The sequence below is a fragment of the Frankia sp. CcCS3 genome, from assembly GCF_977927575.1.
This window is the reverse complement of record NZ_CDWRCL010000009.1, coordinates 1-18,187: the sequence shown is the minus strand read 5'-3', so window position 1 is coordinate 18,187 and position 18,187 is coordinate 1. Positions and strand designations below refer to the sequence as shown.

14 protein-coding genes and 1 pseudogene are annotated in these 18,187 nt (G+C 71.8%); all 15 read left to right on the top strand.

Features of this window, described 5'->3' with window-relative positions:
* The first annotated feature begins 96 nt into the window (after positions 1–96).
* Complete coding sequence (gene thyX / locus AC08OQ_RS01805; RefSeq protein ID WP_462185757.1) at positions 97–894, top strand: FAD-dependent thymidylate synthase; 798 nt, start codon at positions 97–99, stop codon at positions 892–894.
* Between the two features lie 91 nt (positions 895–985).
* Complete coding sequence (locus AC08OQ_RS01800) at positions 986–3,394, top strand: phosphoketolase family protein (protein WP_476598604.1); 2,409 nt, start codon at positions 986–988, stop codon at positions 3,392–3,394.
* 32 nt (positions 3,395–3,426) lie between these two features.
* Complete coding sequence (locus AC08OQ_RS01795) at positions 3,427–4,557, top strand: acetate/propionate family kinase (protein WP_476598606.1); 1,131 nt, start codon at positions 3,427–3,429, stop codon at positions 4,555–4,557.
* A 527-nt stretch (positions 4,558–5,084) separates the two neighbouring features.
* A complete protein-coding gene (gene dapA, locus AC08OQ_RS01790) occupies positions 5,085–6,110 on the top strand; it encodes a 4-hydroxy-tetrahydrodipicolinate synthase (RefSeq protein WP_476598635.1) in 1,026 nt (341 codons plus the stop codon).
* On the top strand, positions 6,107–7,792 hold the full coding sequence (locus AC08OQ_RS01785; protein WP_476598608.1) for a ribonuclease J: 1,686 nt from the start codon (positions 6,107–6,109) through the stop codon (positions 7,790–7,792). The genes dapA and AC08OQ_RS01785 overlap by 4 nt, the downstream gene beginning before the upstream one ends.
* Positions 7,793–8,218: 426 nt before the next feature.
* Positions 8,219–10,771, top strand: coding sequence for an FtsK/SpoIIIE family DNA translocase (locus AC08OQ_RS01780; protein ID WP_476598610.1), 2,553 nt, complete (start codon positions 8,219–8,221; stop codon positions 10,769–10,771).
* 106 nt (positions 10,772–10,877) lie between these two features.
* The gene (locus AC08OQ_RS01775) at positions 10,878–11,747 is read left to right on the top strand and encodes a helix-turn-helix domain-containing protein (protein WP_476598612.1); all 870 of its coding nucleotides are present in this window, start codon (positions 10,878–10,880) and stop codon (positions 11,745–11,747) included.
* 4 nt (positions 11,748–11,751) lie between these two features.
* Positions 11,752–13,305 (top strand): MiaB/RimO family radical SAM methylthiotransferase, encoded by a 1,554-nt coding sequence (locus AC08OQ_RS01770; protein WP_476598614.1) that lies wholly within the window; start codon positions 11,752–11,754, stop codon positions 13,303–13,305.
* Positions 13,306–13,400: 95 nt separating this feature from the next.
* Positions 13,401–14,105, top strand: a complete 705-nt coding sequence (locus AC08OQ_RS01765; RefSeq protein WP_476598616.1) for a CDP-alcohol phosphatidyltransferase family protein — start codon at positions 13,401–13,403, stop codon at positions 14,103–14,105.
* The gene (locus AC08OQ_RS01760; protein WP_476598618.1) at positions 14,095–15,396 is read left to right on the top strand and encodes a competence/damage-inducible protein A; all 1,302 of its coding nucleotides are present in this window, start codon (positions 14,095–14,097) and stop codon (positions 15,394–15,396) included. The genes AC08OQ_RS01765 and AC08OQ_RS01760 overlap by 11 nt, the downstream gene beginning before the upstream one ends.
* A gap of 121 nt (positions 15,397–15,517) precedes the next feature.
* On the top strand, positions 15,518–15,829 hold the full coding sequence (locus AC08OQ_RS01755) for a helix-turn-helix domain-containing protein (protein WP_462188820.1): 312 nt from the start codon (positions 15,518–15,520) through the stop codon (positions 15,827–15,829).
* A 235-nt stretch (positions 15,830–16,064) separates the two neighbouring features.
* Positions 16,065–16,532 carry a Dps family protein gene (locus AC08OQ_RS01750; RefSeq protein ID WP_462188819.1) on the top strand — a complete coding sequence of 156 codons (468 nt, stop codon included), beginning with the start codon at positions 16,065–16,067 and terminating at the stop codon, positions 16,530–16,532.
* A gap of 179 nt (positions 16,533–16,711) precedes the next feature.
* Positions 16,712–16,906: a hypothetical protein gene (locus tag AC08OQ_RS01745; RefSeq protein WP_476598620.1), complete on the top strand. Its 195-nt coding sequence runs from the start codon at positions 16,712–16,714 to the stop codon at positions 16,904–16,906.
* Between the two features lie 48 nt (positions 16,907–16,954).
* Positions 16,955–17,794 carry a PspA/IM30 family protein gene (locus AC08OQ_RS01740; protein ID WP_462188817.1) on the top strand — a complete coding sequence of 280 codons (840 nt, stop codon included), beginning with the start codon at positions 16,955–16,957 and terminating at the stop codon, positions 17,792–17,794.
* Positions 17,791–18,187, top strand: a pseudogene (locus AC08OQ_RS01735) (phage shock envelope stress response protein PspM); the annotation flags it as partial. The gene AC08OQ_RS01740 and the pseudogene AC08OQ_RS01735, both read left to right, overlap by 4 nt.

Below are 18,187 nucleotides of genomic sequence, written 5' to 3'. Positions count from 1 at the left end.
TGCCGCCGCCGGGTGAGGTCCCCGTATCCCGGCGGACGGGCGCCGTCTACCGTGGGAGGAGTCCGCCAGCGACCGGGCAACGGGTCCCGCGCCCAGATGATGGAGGTGGCAGTGTCGCAGCCGACGCCCGAACCGGCGTCCGGGCCGACGTCCGTGCGGCTTCGGGTCCAGGTGATCGCCAAGACCGAGTTCATCCCCCCGGACGACGTGGCCTGGAGCACCGACGCCGACGGCGGTCAGGCCCTCGCCGAGTTCGCCGGGCGGGCCTGCTACCAGAGCTGGAACAAGCCGAATCCGGCGACCGCGACCAACGCCGGCTACCTGCGGCACATTCTCGACGTCGGGCATCTGTCCGTGCTCGAGCACGGGACCATATCGCTCTATCTCACCGGGGTGTCGCGCAGCCTCACCCATGAGCTGGTTCGGCACCGGCACTTCTCCTACAGCCAGCTCTCCCAGCGTTACGTCCCCGAGCGGGACGCCGCCGTGGTGGAACCGGAGGTCATCGCAGCCGATCCGGAGCTGCACGCCCTGTTCCAACAGGCCGCGGCGGCCTCGCTGGAGGCCTACGGGCGTCTGCTGGAAGGTCTGGAGAAGCGGTTCGCCGACGTTTCCGCGCCCACCTCACGGCGCAAGCAGGCGCGCCAGGCGGCCCGGTCGGTGCTGATGAACGCGACCGAGACCCGGATCGTGGTCACCGGGAACTACCGGGCGTGGCGGCACTTCATCGGGATGCGGGCGAGCGAGCATGCCGACGTGGAGATCCGCGGGCTTGCCGTCGCCGCCCTGCGGGAGCTGCTCCGGGTGGCGCCCAACGTGTTCGCCGACTTCCGGATCTCGACGCTGGACGACGGCACCGAGGTCGCCTCCAGCCCGCTGGTGGGAGAGGGCTGAGCGCCGGGCCTCCCCGCCGCCGGCCGCCCATTGATTTGTCGGGAGAAAGAGGCCCATTGATTTGTCGGGAGAAAGAGAAAGAGGACAGCCGATGACGAGCGTCGTCGACGCCGAGCGGAGCGGCGCGGATCCGGCCGCGGGGCCGTTGTCCCCGGCGGAGCTCGATCTCATCCACGCCTACTGGCGAGCGGCGAACTATCTGTCCGTCGGGCAGATCTACCTGCTCGACAATCCCCTGCTCACCGAGCCGCTGCGTCCGGAGCACGTCAAACCGCGCCTGCTCGGGCACTGGGGCACGACTCCCGGCCTGAACCTCATCTACGCCCACTTGAACCGCGTGATCCGGGCAAAGGACCTGAACGCCATCTACATCATCGGTCCGGGTCACGGCGGTCCCGGCATCGTGGCGAACGCCTACCTGGAAGGCACCTACAGCGAGGTCTACCCCTCGATCGGCCGGGATGCGGCGGGGATGCGGCGGCTGTTCCGGCAGTTTTCCTTCCCCGGCGGAATCCCCAGCCACGTCGCGCCGGAGATTCCCGGGTCCATCCATGAGGGCGGCGAGCTCGGTTACGCGCTGACCCACGCCTACGGCGCGGCCTTCGACAATCCCGACCTGGTGGTCTGCGCCGTCGTGGGGGACGGGGAGGCCGAGACGGGCCCGCTCGCGGCGAGCTGGCACTCCAACAAGTTCCTCGACCCGGGTCGCGACGGCGCGGTGCTGCCGGTCCTGCACCTCAACGGTTACAAGATCGCCAATCCGACGATCCTGGCCCGCATCCCCGAGCAGGAGCTGACCGCGCTCCTGCGTGGCTACGGTTACCATCCGTACTTCGTGGCCGGGGACGACCCGGCCGCGGTGCACCAGCGGATGGCGGGCGTCCTGGACGCCGCCGTCGACGAGATCCACGAGATCCAGGACCGGGCCCGCCGCCACGGCCGCACCGAGCGCCCCACCTGGCCGATGATCGTGCTGCGGACCCCCAAGGGGTGGACCGGGCCGGCCGTCGTCGACGGCCTGCCGGTCGAGGGCACGTGGCGGTCCCACCAGGTGCCCGTCGCGCAGCTGCACGACAACCCCGGGCACCTGGCCCAGCTGGAGGCGTGGCTGCGCTCCTACCGGCCGGAGGAGCTCTTCGATGCCGGCGGAGCCCTGCGGCCCGAACTCGCCGCGCTCGCCCCTCGCGGTCCCCGGAGGATGAGCGCGAACCCGCATGCCAACGGGGGCGAGCTGCTGCGTGATCTGACCTTTCCTGACTTCCGCGACTACGCGGTCGACGTCACCGCCCCCGGGACCACCCTTGCCGAGCCGACCCGGGTCCTGGGCGCGTTCCTACGGGACGTGATGGCCGCCAATCCGAGCACCTTCCGGGTGATGGGCCCGGACGAGACCGCCTCCAATCGGCTGGCTGCGCTCTTCGAGGTGACCGACCGCGCCTGGAACGCCGGGATGGAACCGACGGACGAGCACCTGGCAATGGACGGCCGGGTCATGGAGGTGCTTTCCGAGCATCTGTGCCAGGGCTGGCTGGAGGGCTATCTGCTCACCGGCCGGCACGGGCTCTTCTCCTGCTACGAGGCGTTCATCCACATCGTCGACTCGATGGTCAACCAGCACGCGAAATGGCTGAAGACCACCCGGCACATCCCGTGGCGGCGCCCGATCGCCTCGTTGAACTACCTGCTGACCAGCCACGTGTGGCGGCAGGACCACAACGGCTTCTCCCATCAGGACCCCGGGTTCATCGACCACGTCGTGAACAAGAAGGCCGAGGTCGTCCGGGTGTACCTGCCCCCGGACGCGAACACCCTGCTCTCCGTCGGCAACCACTGCCTGCGCAGCCGGCACTACATCAACGTGATCGTGGCCGGCAAGCAGCCGGCGCTGAACTACCTGTCGATGCCGGCGGCGATCGCCCACTGCACCCGTGGCCTGGGCATCTGGGATTGGGCCAGCAACGACCACGACGCGCCCGGCGACGGGCTGCCGGATGTGGTGATGGCCTGCGCCGGGGACATCCCGACCCTGGAGACCCTCGCCGCGGTGGACATCCTGCGCCAGCACTTCCCCGACCTGAAGGTGCGCGTCGTCAACGTCGTCGACCTGATGTCCCTGCAGGACGAGGCGGAACATCCGCACGGCATCTCGCACGCCCGCTTCGACGCGCTGTTCACCACCGACCGGCCGGTCATCTTCGCCTACCACGGCTATCCCTGGCTGATCCACCGGCTGACCTACCGGCGGCACAACCATCACAACCTGCATGTCCGTGGCTACATCGAGGAGGGGACGACTACCACCCCGTTCGACATGGTCATGCTGAACAACCTCGACCGGTTCCACCTGGTGGCGGACGTCATCGACCGGGTACCGAGCCTGGGCGCCCGCGCCGCGCACGTCCGGCAGCAGATGGTCGACGCGCGGCTCGCGGCCCGGACCTACACCCGGGACCACGGCGAGGACGCCCCGGAGATCCGGAACTGGACCTGGCCCTACTGAGTCCCGCCCCTACCGAGCCCCGCCCCGTCGCGATGAACGTCCTGGTGGTCAACGCCGGATCGGCCAGCCTCAAGCTGCGGCTGATCGGCCCGGACGACGCCCTGCTCGCCGCGCGCGATCTCACCGCGCCAGCCGGTCGGGCGGACCCGGCCGGGGTCGTCGCCGCGCTGCGCGAGCTCACCCACGAGGGTGGCCAGCCGGGCGCGGTCGGGCACCGCATCGTGCACGGCGGGACGGATTTCACCGCCCCCGTGGTCGTCGACCGGGCCGTGGCCGAGCGGCTGCGGAGGCTGACCGCCCTCGCCCGCCTGCACCAGCCGGCGGCGCTCGCCGCCCTCGACGAGGTCGGGGCGGCCGTGCCCGAGGTGGCGCAGGTCGCCTGCTTCGACACGGCGTTTCACAGCCGGATGCCGGCGGAGGCCATCACCTACGCCATCCCGGCCGAGTGGCGGGAGCGGTACGGCATCCGCCGGTACGGCTTCCACGGCCTGTCCCACGCCCACGTCTCCCGGCGGGCGGCTGCGCTCACCGGGGCGCGGCGCATCGTGACCTGTCATCTCGGCTCGGGCGCGTCGCTCGCCGCCGTTCTCGACGGGGTGGGGGTGGACACCACGATGGGCTTCACCCCGCTGGAGGGCCTGGTGATGGCCACCCGGTCCGGCACCGTGGATCCCGGCGCGCTGCTGTGGCTGCAGACGGAGGCGGGACTGAGCGCGCACGAGCTCACCGATCGCCTGTTCACCTCGGCGGGGCTGCGCGCGCTCGCGGGGACGGCGGACATGCGGGAGGTCGAGTCCGGCGCTGCCGCGGGTGAGCCGGCCGCCGCGTTGGCGCTGGCGGTCTACCTGCACCGGCTGCGCGCCGGGATCGCCGCGATGACCGCCGCGCTGGGCGGGCTGGACGCCCTGGTGTTCACCGGCGGCGTCGGGGAGAACTCCGCCTCCGTGCGGGCCGGGGCCGCGGCCGGACTCGGCTACCTGGGCGTGGCGGTGGATCCCGAGCGTAACGATCCGGCCCGGGCCGGTGGTACGGGCCCATCTGGTGGCACGGAGCGCGAGATCGGCGTGCCGGGGGCCGCCGTGCGCACGCTCGTGATCGAGGCACGCGAGGACCTGGAGATCGCCCGCGGGACCCGGGCGGTCCTCGCCGGTGGCATTGGGTGACGGTAGTCTGGCATTACGGTAATGTCCCGGATGGCGGGCGCGATTCTGGCGGACCCGCGCGCCGCCGGATGGCACCGCCCGGACGATCCGGTGGCGGTACTCTGAAAGCTCTGTCGCGGCGAGTGGGACGGTGCTGTGCGGTGCGGTGCATTCCGGTGCGGTGCATTCCGGTGCGCTGCCGTCCCCGCCGGTCGTCCCGTCGTCCCCGATCGGGGCCCGGCCGGTCGCGATCCGTCTCCATCCGGTGACGGCGGGGTCCGATCGGCGTCCGACCCGGTCGCGATGCCCGACACCGCGCGGTGCGCCGTCCCCGGGCCGGGCGGACGGTATCCGCGTGCGGTGGCCCAGCGGCCCCCGCGGGTCTCGCGCCGGTCGCTTGTGGCGAGTCCGGGGAGCAGACACGGCTCGGGCCGGCGGAGCGGGAAAGGCGGCGTGGGCGGAGGATGGACCGGTGCCGGCCCGGCGGTGTCGGAGGAGTGAACGCGGAGGTTCGGCGGTCCGGCGGGTGATGTCGGTCGCCAGAGGTGATGTCGGAGGTGCTGTCTAGCGTGACCGGTATGTCAATGTTGCCGCCGGCGCCGTTCGGGCGCGTGATCACAGCGATGGTCACGCCGTTCCGGGCGGACGGCGGTCTCGATGAGGCGGGTGCCGCGGAGCTCGCGAACCGTCTGGTGGACGCCGGCAACGACGGGCTCGTGGTCAACGGCACCACCGGGGAGTCTCCGACGACCACCGCCGAGGAGAAGGACCGCCTGGTGCGGGTCGTCGTCGAGGCCGTGGGAAGCCGCGCCCGCGTGATCTCCGGTGTCGGGACGAGTGACACCGCGCACAGCGTGGAACTGGCGCGGGCCGCCGAAGCCGCGGGCGCGCACGGCCTGCTCGTCGTGACGCCCTACTACAACAAGCCACCGCAGGCCGGGTTGCTGCGGCATTTCGTCACCGTCGCCGAGGCGACCGGGCTACCGGTCGTCATCTACGACATCCCCGGCCGGACCGGGGTCCCGGTGGCGTCGGAGACTCTGGTGCGGTTGGCCGAACACCCGCGTATCGTCGCGGTCAAGGACGCTAAGGACGATCTGCCCGCATCCTCCTGGGTGCTGGCGCGGACCGGTCTGGCGTATTACTCCGGCACCGACGCGCTCAACCTGCCGTTGCTGTCCATCGGGGCCTGCGGAGTCATCAGTGTTGTCGGGCACGTGGCCGCACCCGCGATCCGTGCCATGATCGAGGCCTTCGGGGCCGGTGAGGTGGGTCGGGCGATCGCGCTGCATCAGGGCTTGCTGCCCGCGTATGAAGGAATGTTCCGCAGCCAGGGCGTGATCCTGGCCAAGGCCGCGCTGCGGCTGGCCGGGCTGCCCGCGGGGCCGGTCCGGCCACCGTTGGTGGACGCCGCTCCCGCCGAGGTCGCGCGGCTGCGGGCGGACCTCGCCGAGGCGGTCCTCGACGTCGCCGGGCCACCGGGCGCGCCGGCCGGCGCCTCGTCCGGGCCCGTCTCGTCCGGGCCCGTCTCGTCTGTCGGGCTGGCCGTCGCCGCGGCGGGTGAGGTCTCATGAGCCATCCGCATCCCGACCTCGGCCCGCCGCCGCCGCTGCGCGCGGACGGCCTGCGGATCATCCCGCTCGGTGGGGTCGGGGAGATCGGTCGCAACATGACCGTCTTCGAACACGCCGGCCGGCTGCTGATCGTGGACTGCGGGGTGTTGTTCCCGGAGGACGTCCAGCCGGGGATCGACCTGATCCTGCCCGACTTCACCGCCATCCGGGATCGCCTCGACGACATCGAGGCGGTGATCCTCACCCACGCGCACGAGGATCACATCGGGGCGGTGCCCTACCTGCTGCGGGAACGGCGTGACATCCCGCTGATCGGCACCCGGCTCACCCTGGCGCTGATGAACGCGAAGCTCGCCGAGCACCGCGTCAAGGCGGTCACTCAGGAGATCCGGGAGGAGGAGCGGCACGCCTTCGGGCCGTTCGAGTGCGAGTTCTTCGCGGTCAACCACTCCATCCCGGACGCCGTGGCCGTGGCCATCCGCACCGAGGCCGGGCTCGTCTTGCACACCGGCGACTTCAAGATGGACCAGCTGCCGCTCGACGGCCGGCTGACCGACCTGGGGGGCTTCGCGCGGCTCGGCCGCGAGGGTGTGGACCTGCTGCTGTCCGACTCGACCAACGCCGAGGTGCCCGGGTTCGTCACCTCCGAGCGGGAGATCGCCCCGGTGCTCGACGGAGTCTTCCGCGAGGCGACCCGCCGGATCATCATCGCCTGCTTCGCCAGCCATGTGCACCGGGTGCAGCAGGTGCTCGACGCGGCCGAGGAGCACGGTCGGTCGGTCTGCTTCGTGGGCAGGTCGATGGTCCGCAACATGGGAGTGGCCCGCGACCTCGGGTTGCTGCAGGTGCCACCGGGTCTGATCGTCGACGCCCGGGACGTGGACGCGCTGCCGGACCGCAACATCTGCCTGATCTCCACGGGCTCCCAGGGGGAGCCGCTCTCGGCCCTGTCCCGGATGGCCAATCGGGATCACCAGATCCGCATCCAGGCCGGCGACACGGTCGTGCTCGCCTCCAGCCTCATCCCCGGCAACGAGAACGCGGTGTTCCGGGTGATCAACGGGCTGACCCGCTACGGCGCCAAGGTCGTTCACAAGGGCGTGGCGAAGGTTCACACCTCGGGTCACGCCCCGGCGGGCGAGCTGCTCTACGTCCTGAACGCCACCAGGCCGTCCAACGTCATGCCGGTCCACGGCGAATGGCGGCACCTGCGGGCCCACGCCAAGATCGCCGAGGCGACCGGGGTGCCCCCGGACCACGTGGTGCTCGCCGAGGACGGCATGGTCATCGACCTGCTCGACGGCCGGGCGCGGATCACCGGCGTTGTTCCCTGCGGCTATGTCTACGTCGATGGCGCCGCGGTCGGGGACGTCGGTGAGCCGAGCCTGAAGGACCGCCGGATCCTCGGCGAGGAGGGTTTCATCACGATCACTGTCGTGGTGGACGCCGCGGCGGGCAAGGTCGTCGTCGGCCCGGATCTCTCTGCCCGCGGTTTCTCCGATGCGCCGGGCACCTTCGACTCCGTCTCCAAACTGGTCAGCGACGGGCTGGTGGACGCCATGCGCACCGGGATGAACGATCTGACGGCCCTGCAGCAGCTCGTGCGGCGCACGGTCGGTCGCTGGGTCAACGAGAACTACCGGCGCCGCCCGATGATCGTTCCGGTGGTTCTCGAGGTCTGAGGCGTTGCGGCGCGCCCGGTTCGTCGGGGTTGCCAGTACTCGGGCACGCTCGTGTGTACCGTTTCGACGGTGGCCACACGGACCAGTGGCGCGCGGACGCGTGCGCAGACGGAGACGGCCACGTCCCGGCCGGGGGGCGGTGGTGGGCGTCAAGGTACCTCGCGGGGTGAAGGCACCTCGCGGGGTGAAGGTACCCCGCGGGGCGGAGGTCAGGGCGGCAAGGCACGCGCATCGACGGCGGCTGGCCGGTCGGGCGGCTCCAGCCGGTCAGGCAGCTCCGGCCGGTCGGGCGGCTCCAGCCGGTCAGGCGGGTCCCGCGCGGCCGGCCGCGGTAGGACACCGGCCCGTCCACCGGCCCGGGCGAGTCGCCCCCCGCTGTCGCTGCTGATCGGCCAGACAGTCGTCAAGAGCGTCTACCGGCTGTGGATGGGCGCGGCGACGGCGCTGGGCACCGTGCTGCGCCGGGCCGGCCGGGGCACCCGTGAGCTGCACATCGATCCAGGGCACCGGCGTGACGGGCTCGGCCTGACCGCGTTCGGCGGGGCGATCCTGGCCGCTGCCTCGGTGTGGTTCTCCGCCGCCGGGCCGCTGGGGAGGTACGTGGCCGCGGTCCTGGAGCTGCTGGTCGGCGCCGGCGCCTGGGCACTGCCGCTGTTCGGTCTGGGCGCCGCGTGGCGGCTGGTCCGGTCCCCGACCGATCCGGGCAGCCGGGGCCGGGTGGTGATCGGGTGGACGGCGGTCGCCGTCGGTCTGCTCGGCATGGTGCACATCGCTCGTGGCCTGCCCGACTTCTCGGACGGCGTCGCCCGGATGCGGGCGGCCGGTGGCTTCGTCGGGCTGCTCGGTGGCCTCCCGCTGGCCAGCGCGGTGACGCCGTACGTCGCCGTTCCGCTGCTGCTGCTGCTGACGTTCTTCGGCGTTCTCGTCATCACGGCGACCCCTGTCCGCCAGGTGCCCGAGCGGCTCGGTGAGCTCGTCGATCGGCTCACCATCGGGGTGCGCGGTCCCGCCCGGGACGCCGGCGAGTACGACGAGGACGCGGACTTCCGCGACGACCCCGAGGACGATTCGGAGCTGTCCGACGGCCTGCTCGCGGCCGGGGCGGCGGGTACGGACCGGCGTCGGCGCGGCGGTCGGGCGACCCCGCCCAGGGGAACGCCCCCGGGTGATGGCGAGGTCTTCGACGTCGCCGATGCCGCCGATGCCGCCGATGCCGCCGACGTCGCCCGGCCGGCCTCCCGGCCGCCCGCCGGGGACCTCGCCCTCGACCTGTTCGGCGAGCTCGCCGGCCCGGAGGCGGACACCGGCTACGTGACTACGGCCCCCGATCCGGGCGGTGCGGCCGCCGGTGGCGGGGAACCGGTAGCGGGGGCCGCGTCCGGTCCGCCGCGCAAGGCCCGGGCCCGGACAGCCCGGGCGACCGCGGGTGCGGCGGACACCGCGACCGGTGTCCCCGGTCCGGGTTCCGCGGACTTCGGCGGCGAGATCGAGCATCTGGTCCCCCCGGCCGACGGTGACTACCGGCTGCCGTCGCCGACCCTGCTGCGCTCCGGTACGCCGCCCAAGGCCCGCTCGGCCGCGACCGACGGGGTGATCGCCTCGCTGACCGACGTGTTCGCCCAGTTCAAAGTGGACGCCCAGGTGACCGGCTTCACCCGGGGACCGACGGTCACCCGCTACGAGGTCGAGCTCGGTGCCGCGGTCAAGGTCGAGCGGATCATCCAGCTCACGAAGAACATCGCGTACGCGGTGAAGAGCCCGGACGTACGGATCATCAGTCCGATCCCGGGCAAGAGCGCGGTCGGTATCGAGATTCCCAACACCGACCGGGAGTTGGTGTCGCTCGGCGACGTCCTGCGCAGCGGGGAGGCGACCGGCAACCCGCATCCGCTGGTTGTCGGTCTCGGCAAGGACATCGAGGGCGGCTACGTGCTCGCCAACCTGGCCAAGATGCCGCACATCCTCATCGCCGGGGCGACCGGAGCCGGCAAGTCGACGTGTATCAACACCCTCATCACCTCGGTGCTGGCCCGGGCCACCCCTGACCAGGTGCGCATGGTGCTGGTGGACCCCAAGCGGGTCGAGCTGACGAACTACCAGGGTATTCCCCATCTGATCACGCCGATCATCACGAATCCCAAGAAGGCGGCCGATGCGCTGCAATGGGTCGTGAAGGAGATGGAGAACCGGTACGAGGACCTCGCCGCGTGCGGGGTGCGTCACGTCGACGACTTCAACCGCAAAGTGCGTAACGGTGAGATCGCTGCCCCGCCGGGATCCGAACGTGTCTACGTGCCCTACCCCTACATCCTGGCCATCGTCGACGAGCTCGCCGACCTGATGATGGTGGCGCCGCGCGACGTCGAGGACTCTATCTGCCGGATCACCGCCATGGCCCGGGCGGTGGGCATCCACCTGGTGCTCGCCACCCAGCGGCCCTCCGTCGACGTGGTGACCGGCCTGATCAAGGCGAACGTGCCGTCCCGGCTCGCCTTCGCGACGGCGTCGTTGGCGGACAGCCGGACGATCCTCGACCAGGCCGGCGCGGAGAAGCTCGTCGGCCTGGGGGACGCGCTCTTCCTGCCGATGGGAGCGGGCAAACCCGCCCGTATCCAGGGTGCCTTCGTTTCCGAGGACGAGATCGCGGCCATCGTCGACCACACGAAGGAACAGGCGCCGCCGGCGTTCCGGGAGGACGTGTTCGACGCTGGCGGCGAGGCCAGGAAGGAGATCGACGAGGAGATCGGAGACGATCTGCAGCTCTTCCTGCAGGCCGTCGAGCTCGTGGTGAGCACGCAGTTCGGCTCCACCTCGATGCTGCAGCGCAAGCTGCGGGTCGGGTTCGCGAAGGCCGGGCGGCTGATGGACCTGATGGAGAGCCGGGGCATCGTCGGCGCGAGTGAGGGCTCGAAGGCGCGTGACGTGCTGGTCATGCCGGACGAGTTGGAGGGTCTGCTCATAACCCTGCGTAACGGATGAGGAAGCCTCCGATGGAACGTCCCCGCTTTCAGCGCCGGGGGACGCGCCGTAAACTGAAGGCCTCGCGTCCACGGTAGGCGGAAAAGACGGTTGCGGAGGTTCGCTCATGCAGTCCGTGGACGGTCCGCAGCCGCGGGACAGCGTCGGGTCCATCCTGGCAGCGGCACGGCGTGACCGCGGTCTCACGGTCTCCCAGGTCAGCGAGCGCACCCGGGTCAGGGCGGGTCTGATCGATCAGATCGAGCAGGACGACTTCTCGCAGTGCGGCGGCACGGTGTATGCCCGCGGGCATCTGCGCAGCATCGCCACCACCCTCGGGCTCGATCCCGGGCCGGTGCTGGCGGCCTACGACGCCTCGCACGAGCACCAGACCGGCCCGTTGATGATCGTCCCCTCGGCCGAGTTCGATCCGCTGCGCGGGGAGTCCCGCCGGCGGCGCGGCGGGTTCCGGTGGGGTCCGGCAATGATCGTTTCGCTGGTCGTGGTGTGTGTCATCGCGGCTCTCGCGCTGCTGCTGCCAGGTTCCTCCGATTCCTCGGACGACAGGGCCGCGCTGGGGCCGGGCGGGGCCGTGGGGCTCACCCCGACCGTGACCGTCCCGCCGGCCTCGACGAGCCCGGCCGCTCCCACCGCGACCACGCCCGCGCCGACAGGGGTGAACGTCGTCCTGGCGGTACGCGGCGCGCAGAGCTGGCTGGAGGTGCGCGACGACGCCGAGCAGGTCCTGCTCTCCCAGCTCCTGCAGTCCGGCGACAGCCGGACGGTGACGGCGTCGGGGGCCCTGCACATCAAGGTGGGCAATGCCGGTGCGGTCGATGTGTCATGTAACGGCAGGAGCCTCGGGGCGCCGGGTGGACCCGGGCAGGTCGTGACGATCCGGGTGAGCGCCGCCGCTTCCGGCGCCTGCGAGGTCGGCGACGAACAGCGTAGCGGTCTCGTGGCCGCGTCACCGCCCGCGCCGGCCCCGGTAGCCTGACCTGGTGTCCACACGTCTCCATCGCCGGGTAGCTCTGATCACGCTCGGTTGTTCCCGGAACGAGGTGGATTCGGAGGAGCTGGCCGCTCGGCTCGGCGCGGACGGGTGGGAGCTCGTCTCCGACGTCGCCGACGCCGACGCCGTGCTCGTCAACACCTGCGGATTCGTCGACGCGGCGAAGAAGGACTCCATCGACGCCCTGCTGGCGGCGGACGACCTGCGGGCCGGTGGCGGTCCGTCCGGTCCCGCGGACGGCGCCGGCCCGGGTCCGCGCGCGGTGGTGGCCGTGGGCTGCCTGGCCGAGCGGTACGGAACCGAGCTCGCCGAGAGTCTGCCCGAGGCGGACGCGGTCCTCGGATTCGATGCCTATCCGAACATCGCCACGCACCTCGCGGCCGTGCTGGCCGGTACCCCGGTGCCCGCGCACTCCCCGCGTGACCGGCGGACGATGCTGCCGATCACCCCGGTGGACCGGGCCGCGCCCGCTCTCCCGCCGGGCGCGGTGCCCGCCGGAGCCGTTCCGCTGCGCCGGCGGTTGACGACCGGGCCGGTCGCCGTCCTGAAGATCTCCAGCGGGTGTGACCGGCGCTGCGCCTTCTGCGCGATCCCGTCGTTCCGCGGCTCCCACGTCTCGCGGTCGCCCGATGACGTGCTCGCCGAGGCCGAATGGCTGGCCGGTCAGGGTGCCCGCGAGCTGGTCCTGGTCAGCGAGAACTCCACCTCCTACGGCAAGGACCTCGGGGATCTGCGCGCGCTGGAGAAGCTGCTGCCGCAACTCGCGGCGGTGTCGGGCATCGTCCGGGTGCGCACGGTCTACCTGCAGCCCGCCGAGATGCGTCCGTCGCTGCTCGAGGTGCTGCTGACCACTCCGGGCCTCGCGCCCTATCTCGATCTGTCCTTCCAGCATGCGAGCCCGCCGGTGCTGCGCCGGATGCGCCGCTTCGGCGGCAGTGGGCATTTCCTCGACCTGCTCGCCCGCGCCCGCGCGCTGGCGCCCGACCTGGGGGCGCGATCCAACGTCATCGTCGGGTTCCCGGGGGAGACCCCCGAGGATGTCGACATCCTCACGGAGTTCCTCGAGGCCGCCGAGCTCGACGCCGTCGGCGTGTTCGGCTACTCCGACGAGGAGGGTACCGAGGCCGCCGGGCTGACGAGCAAGATCCCCGATGAGCTGATCGAGCGTCGGAGGGTACGCGTCACCGACCTCGTCGAGCAGCTGACCGCCGCCCGGGCGGACGCGCGGATCGGCTCCCGGGTACAGGTTCTGGTGGAGGAGGTCGCCGGTGGTCTGGCCACCGGCTGCGCCGCCCACCAGCAGGCGGAGGTCGACGGCGGCTGCGCCGTGCGCCTGTCCCCGGGCGGCGCGGCGGATGACGGGCCGGAGCGCCTCGGGGTGGGGGATCTCGTCGAGGCCCGGGTGGTCACCACCGAGGGTGTCGATCTGATCGCGGAGTTCACCACGGTGCTCGATCGGGCCCGTCCCACGGCCGCGGTCGCGCGGCCGGCGCCGGACCGGGCGGCGGCCCTCGTGGGCCGGGGCGTCGCGGATGGGACGTGACGGCGTCGGGCGCCGACGCCAGGGGGGAGCGCGGCGAAGGGCCGTCGCCGCTCCCCGCGGAGCCCGTTTCTGCCCCGGTAGTCCCTGCGGCCCCGGTGGTTAATGTCGCCAACCTGCTGACGATCGTGCGGCTGGTGTTGGTGCCGGTCTTCGTGGTCTTCCTGTTCGCCGGGCCCGACGGGCATACCTGGCGGTACGCGGCCTTCGGCGCCTATGCGGTGGCCGCGGTGACCGACCAGATCGACGGCTCCATCGCCCGCCGCTGGCACCTCGTCACCGACTTCGGCATCCTGGTCGATCCGATCGCCGACAAGGCGCTGACCGGTGCCGCGTTGATCTCGCTGTCCGTGCTCGGCGAGCTGCCCTGGCCGGTCACCGTACTGATCCTCCTGCGGGAGGTCGGCGTCACCCTCCTGCGCTTGTGGGTGATCCGCTTCGGGGTGATCGCGGCGAGCCGTGGAGGCAAGGCCAAGACCCTGCTGCTGAACGTCGCGATCGGTCTCTACGTGCTTCCGCTGGCGGGTGTTGCCGCCACGAGCCGGGCTGTGATCCTCGCGGCCGGCGTGGTGGTCGCCATGGTCACCGGGATCGATTATGTCTGTCGAGCTCTCGCGCTGCGGCGGCGGGCCGCGCGGGATCCCGGCGGTGTCACCCCGCCGACGGGCGCGCCATCCACCGGCCTCTCGCCCGGCACCGGCCCCCCGGTACGTCACCGGGGGGCCGGGCCGGCCGGGTCCGCCCCGTCAACGGCGGCCGGACCGACCACCAGGAAGACGGAGGGGCGGACCGATGCGCGCTGAGCTGCTGGCGGTGGGGGACGAACTTCTCTACGGCGACATCGTCAACGGCAACGCGGCCTGGTTGGGTCGGCAGCTGGCCGATGTCGGAGTGACCGTCACGACGTCGACGGTCGTCGGTGACGACATCGACATGATCGCCACGGCGATCCGGGTGGCACTGGACCGGGCTGACGTCGTCATCATGACCGGAGGGCTCGGTCCCACCCAGGACGACCTGACCCGCGAGGGCATCGCCGCCGCGGCCGGCGTCGGCCTGCGCCGGGACGACTTCCTGGAGTCGATGCTGCGGCGACGGTTCCGGGACCTGGGCCGCGGTGACGGTGGCCGGCGCGTGCCCCAGATGAACTACCGGCAGGCGGACCTGCCCGAGGGGGCACAACCGCTGCCGAACGGCGCCGGAACAGCCCCGGGGATACGGATGGAGATCGGGACCGGCGTCGTCTACGCGATGCCCGGTGTGCCGTTCGAGATGAACGACATGTTCACCGCCAGCGTGCTGCCCGACATCCTGCGCCGGGCCGGGCAGCCCGCGGTGGTCGTCCACCGGGTGCTGCGCACGGCGGGCATGTGGGAGTCGGCCGTCGCCGAGGCCCTCGCGGACGAGGTCGACCGGCTTGCCCCGATCGGCAATCCGCGCATCGCGTTCCTGGCCAGCGGTGGCCAGACCCGGGTGCGTATCACGGCCCGGGCCCGGGATCGGGCCGAGGCCGAGATGCTGATCGCACCGGTGGAGACCGCGGCCCGGACCGCGCTGGGCGCCGGGGTGTACGGCGGTGCGGACGACTCCCTCGAAGGCGTGGTCCTGGGGCTGCTCGTCCAGCGGTCGGCGACGCTGGCCGTCGCGGAGTCCATCACCGGGGGGCTGCTCGCCGGGCGGCTGACCGACGTCCCCGGTGCGAGCGCCGCGTTCCGTGGCGGCATCGTCTCCTACGCCACGGAGGTCAAGGCGTCGGCGCTCGGTGTCGACGAGGGTCTGTTGGCCGCCGGGGGCGCGGTGTCGTCGAGGACGGCCGCCGCGATGGCGGCGGGGGTCCGGTCTCGGCTGGGCGCCACTTACGGGTTGTCCACCACGGGAGTCGCGGGCCCGCGGCCACAGGAGGACAAACCGGTTGGCACGCTGCATATCGGCCTGGCCGGACCGGATGGCACCGTCACCCGGTCGGTACGGCTGCCCGGGGACCGGCCGCGCATCCGCACCTACGCGGTGGTGTCCGCGCTGGACCTGGTGCGTCGGCTGCTCGCCGGGCTGCCGAGCAGCGAGATGACCACAACCGGCGACGGCGCGCCCTGACGCGCGAGATTAATCGCCGGACCTGAGGTGCTTACACAGTTACAGTCCCATCAACGAGGGCCCGATGGTTGCGGTGGTGGGTATACGGTGAACGCATCCCGCGGACGAAGGAGGAGGCTCGATGGTCCTGCTCCGACGCATGCTCGGCGAGGCGTTGCGCCGCCGCCGTCAGGATCAGCACCGCACGCTTCGGGAGGTGTCGTCGGCGGCACGGGTGTCGCTCGGCTACCTCTCGGAAGTTGAGCGTGGGCAGAAGGAGGCCAGCTCCGAGCTGCTTGCCGCCATCTGTGACGCACTGGGAGTACGGCTCGCGGACCTGCTGCGCGAGGTGAGTGAGGATCTCGAGCTCGCCGAGCTGGCGGTGCCCGCGCGGGTCGGCGCGCCCACCGTGGTGGTTCCCGCCCGCGCCGCGGTCGTCGACCGGGCGGCCTGAGTTGGGCGTCCGGCGTCTTCCGGCGTCCCGCCGCGTCGGCTGTCCCGTTCACGTGTCCCGTTCACGTTCGGGGTCTGCTCCGTTCATGATGTAGGTCTCGATGAGGTAGGTCTCGGTAGGTGTCTCGTTCGCGATGTCGGGCTGTGCTGGGCGCCGGGGCGTTCTGGACGCATACGGATCTCTTCACGGGGCACGCCGCAGGGAGCAGATGTCTCCGGCGTGAGAGGGGTCGAGTATGAGCGCCATCCGCAGCCCGTTGTCCGACGGGGCACGAAGCGTCACCGGTGAGGCCATCCAGGGCACGTTGATCGACCTGATCGACCTGTCCCTGTCCGCCAAGCAGCTGCACTGGAACGTCACCGGGCGCACCTTCCGCAGTGTGCATCGCCAACTCGACGAGGTCGTCGACCTGGCGCGTCGTTACGCGGACGCCACCGCCGAACGTGCCGTCGCGATCGGGGTCAACCCGGACGGTCAGTCCTCGACGGTCGCCCGAGGCACCCACCTGCCGGGAGTGGAGGTGGGGTACATCCCGGATGAGAAGGTGATCCGGCAGACGACCGAGGTCCTCGCCGGGGTGGTCACGAGGATGCGTACCCGCATGGACGCGACCGAGAAGGCCGACCCGGTCACCCAGAACCTGATCATCGAGATCGTCCACGACCTGGAGGAGCAGCACTGGATGTTCCAGGCGATGGTGTGAGTCCCGCGCCGGGGGCGGTTTGCCCTCCCCCGAAAGGGCCCTCCCCCGAAAGGGGTTGTCTGGTGGCGGGTGGCGGACCCCTCTGCGACTCTCCCGAGATAGTTCTCGTGGCGCAGGTTGGTGTCGATCGTCGTTCCCGGGCGGGCTCCCGGGCATGGCCCGCAGGGAAAGAAGATCGCGTGAATACCCCCGCGTGGCCGGAGGACGATGACGGCTGGTCGGAGTGCCGGCTGGTCCAGGTGTGCAAGAGCTGTAACGGGTTGGGCGAGCTGCTGGTAGTCTTCGCCACCGCGCGCGGCGGCTTTGTGCCGGCCTGCCGGGCATGTCTGGTCTGCGCGGGACACGGCCGCACGGCGCTGCAGCCGCCCGTCTGAGTCCGCCGCGGGGTAACCGCCGCGGCTCCGGCGTGCGACGATCGATGTATGGCGAATGTCGTCCGCAAGATCTACCGCTATCTGTCGGCCTCGGCGAACCGGAAGTTCGACGAGAAGGCCGACCCGCGGGTGCAGATCGACCAGGCCATCGCGGAGGCCCGGCAGCAGCACGAGGCGCTGGTCCAGCAGGCGGCGCTTGTCGTGGGTAACCAGCGTCAGCTGGAGATGCGCATGGCACGCCAGGTGGACGAGGTCGCGAACCTCACCGAGTCCGCCCGGTCCTCGTTGCTGCTGGCTGACAACGCGCGAGCGGCCGGCGATCTGGCCACCGCGGCCGGCTACGAGGAGACGGCCCAGGCGTTCGCCAGCCAGCTGGTCTCGGCGGAGGCATCGCTGGAGGACCTGAAGAACCTGCACCGCCAGGCCGCCGCGTCCGCCCAGCAGGCCCGGACCGCGGTCGAGGACAACACCGTGCGGATGCAACGCCATCTCGCTGAGCGTGCTCGCCTGCTGACACAGATCGAGCACGCCGCCATGCAGGAGCAGATGACCAAGGCGATGGAGGGGATGTCCTCGCTCGCCCCGGCGGGGGACACGCCCACCCTCGGGGAGATCCGCGACAAGGTCGAGCAGCGCTACGCGGTCGCTCTCGGGCGCCATGAACTCGCCTCCCAGGGGATGGAGGCGCGGATGATCGAGGTGCGGCGCGCGACCATGGACGCCCGGGCCTCCTCCCGCCTCGCCGAGCTGCGCGGTGACATGGCGGCCGGGGGCCAGCTTCCCGCTGGCGCGGGCGGTTCCGCGGCGTCATCCGGTCCCGCGGCGCCGCCTGGTTCCGCGGCGTCATCCGGTTCCGCGGTCAAGCCCACCGGCGGTGGGACGCCGTGAGTCGGAAGGCGGGACCGGCCGTGACCGGCTGGCCGGGGTGGGACGGGGTGCCGGGCGGGGCACTGCGGCCGGTGTTGCCGGACTGGGTGCGTGCCGATGTCGAACGCCGGTCGTTGCTGCGGGCCGAACGGCGCGCCGGGCGTGGCGTCCGGTGGGCGCGTCGTCGGGCGGCGGTGACCGCCTTCGGATGGACCGCCGTGGCCGCGGTGACGCCGGTCGCCGCCGTCGTGGACGGCTGGGGCTGGCTGGTTGTGGGCGGCGCGGCGATCATCAGGGCGGGTCTCGCCGGCTGGGAGACGGCCGTGATCCGGCGGGAGGACCGCGGGTTCGCCCTGCCGAGCGCCCCCGCTCCGCCGCCCTGGGCGTTGCGGCACTCGGCGGCCGCCGAGCCGT

Coding starts and splice junctions, on each gene's coding strand:
- AC08OQ_RS01760 (WP_476598618.1), top strand. CDS start 14,095: ATGCGCGCTGAGCTGCTGGCGGTGGGGGACGAACTTCTCTACGGCGAC.
- AC08OQ_RS01755 (WP_462188820.1), top strand. CDS start 15,518: ATGGTCCTGCTCCGACGCATGCTCGGCGAGGCGTTGCGCCGCCGCCGT.
- AC08OQ_RS01785 (WP_476598608.1), top strand. CDS start 6,107: ATGAGCCATCCGCATCCCGACCTCGGCCCGCCGCCGCCGCTGCGCGCG.
- dapA (WP_476598635.1), top strand. CDS start 5,085: ATGTCGGAGGTGCTGTCTAGCGTGACCGGTATGTCAATGTTGCCGCCG.
- AC08OQ_RS01800 (WP_476598604.1), top strand. CDS start 986: ATGACGAGCGTCGTCGACGCCGAGCGGAGCGGCGCGGATCCGGCCGCG.
- AC08OQ_RS01795 (WP_476598606.1), top strand. CDS start 3,427: ATGAACGTCCTGGTGGTCAACGCCGGATCGGCCAGCCTCAAGCTGCGG.
- thyX (WP_462185757.1), top strand. CDS start 97: ATGATGGAGGTGGCAGTGTCGCAGCCGACGCCCGAACCGGCGTCCGGG.
- AC08OQ_RS01780 (WP_476598610.1), top strand. CDS start 8,219: ATGGGCGCGGCGACGGCGCTGGGCACCGTGCTGCGCCGGGCCGGCCGG.
- AC08OQ_RS01775 (WP_476598612.1), top strand. CDS start 10,878: ATGCAGTCCGTGGACGGTCCGCAGCCGCGGGACAGCGTCGGGTCCATC.
- AC08OQ_RS01740 (WP_462188817.1), top strand. CDS start 16,955: ATGGCGAATGTCGTCCGCAAGATCTACCGCTATCTGTCGGCCTCGGCG.
- AC08OQ_RS01750 (WP_462188819.1), top strand. CDS start 16,065: ATGAGCGCCATCCGCAGCCCGTTGTCCGACGGGGCACGAAGCGTCACC.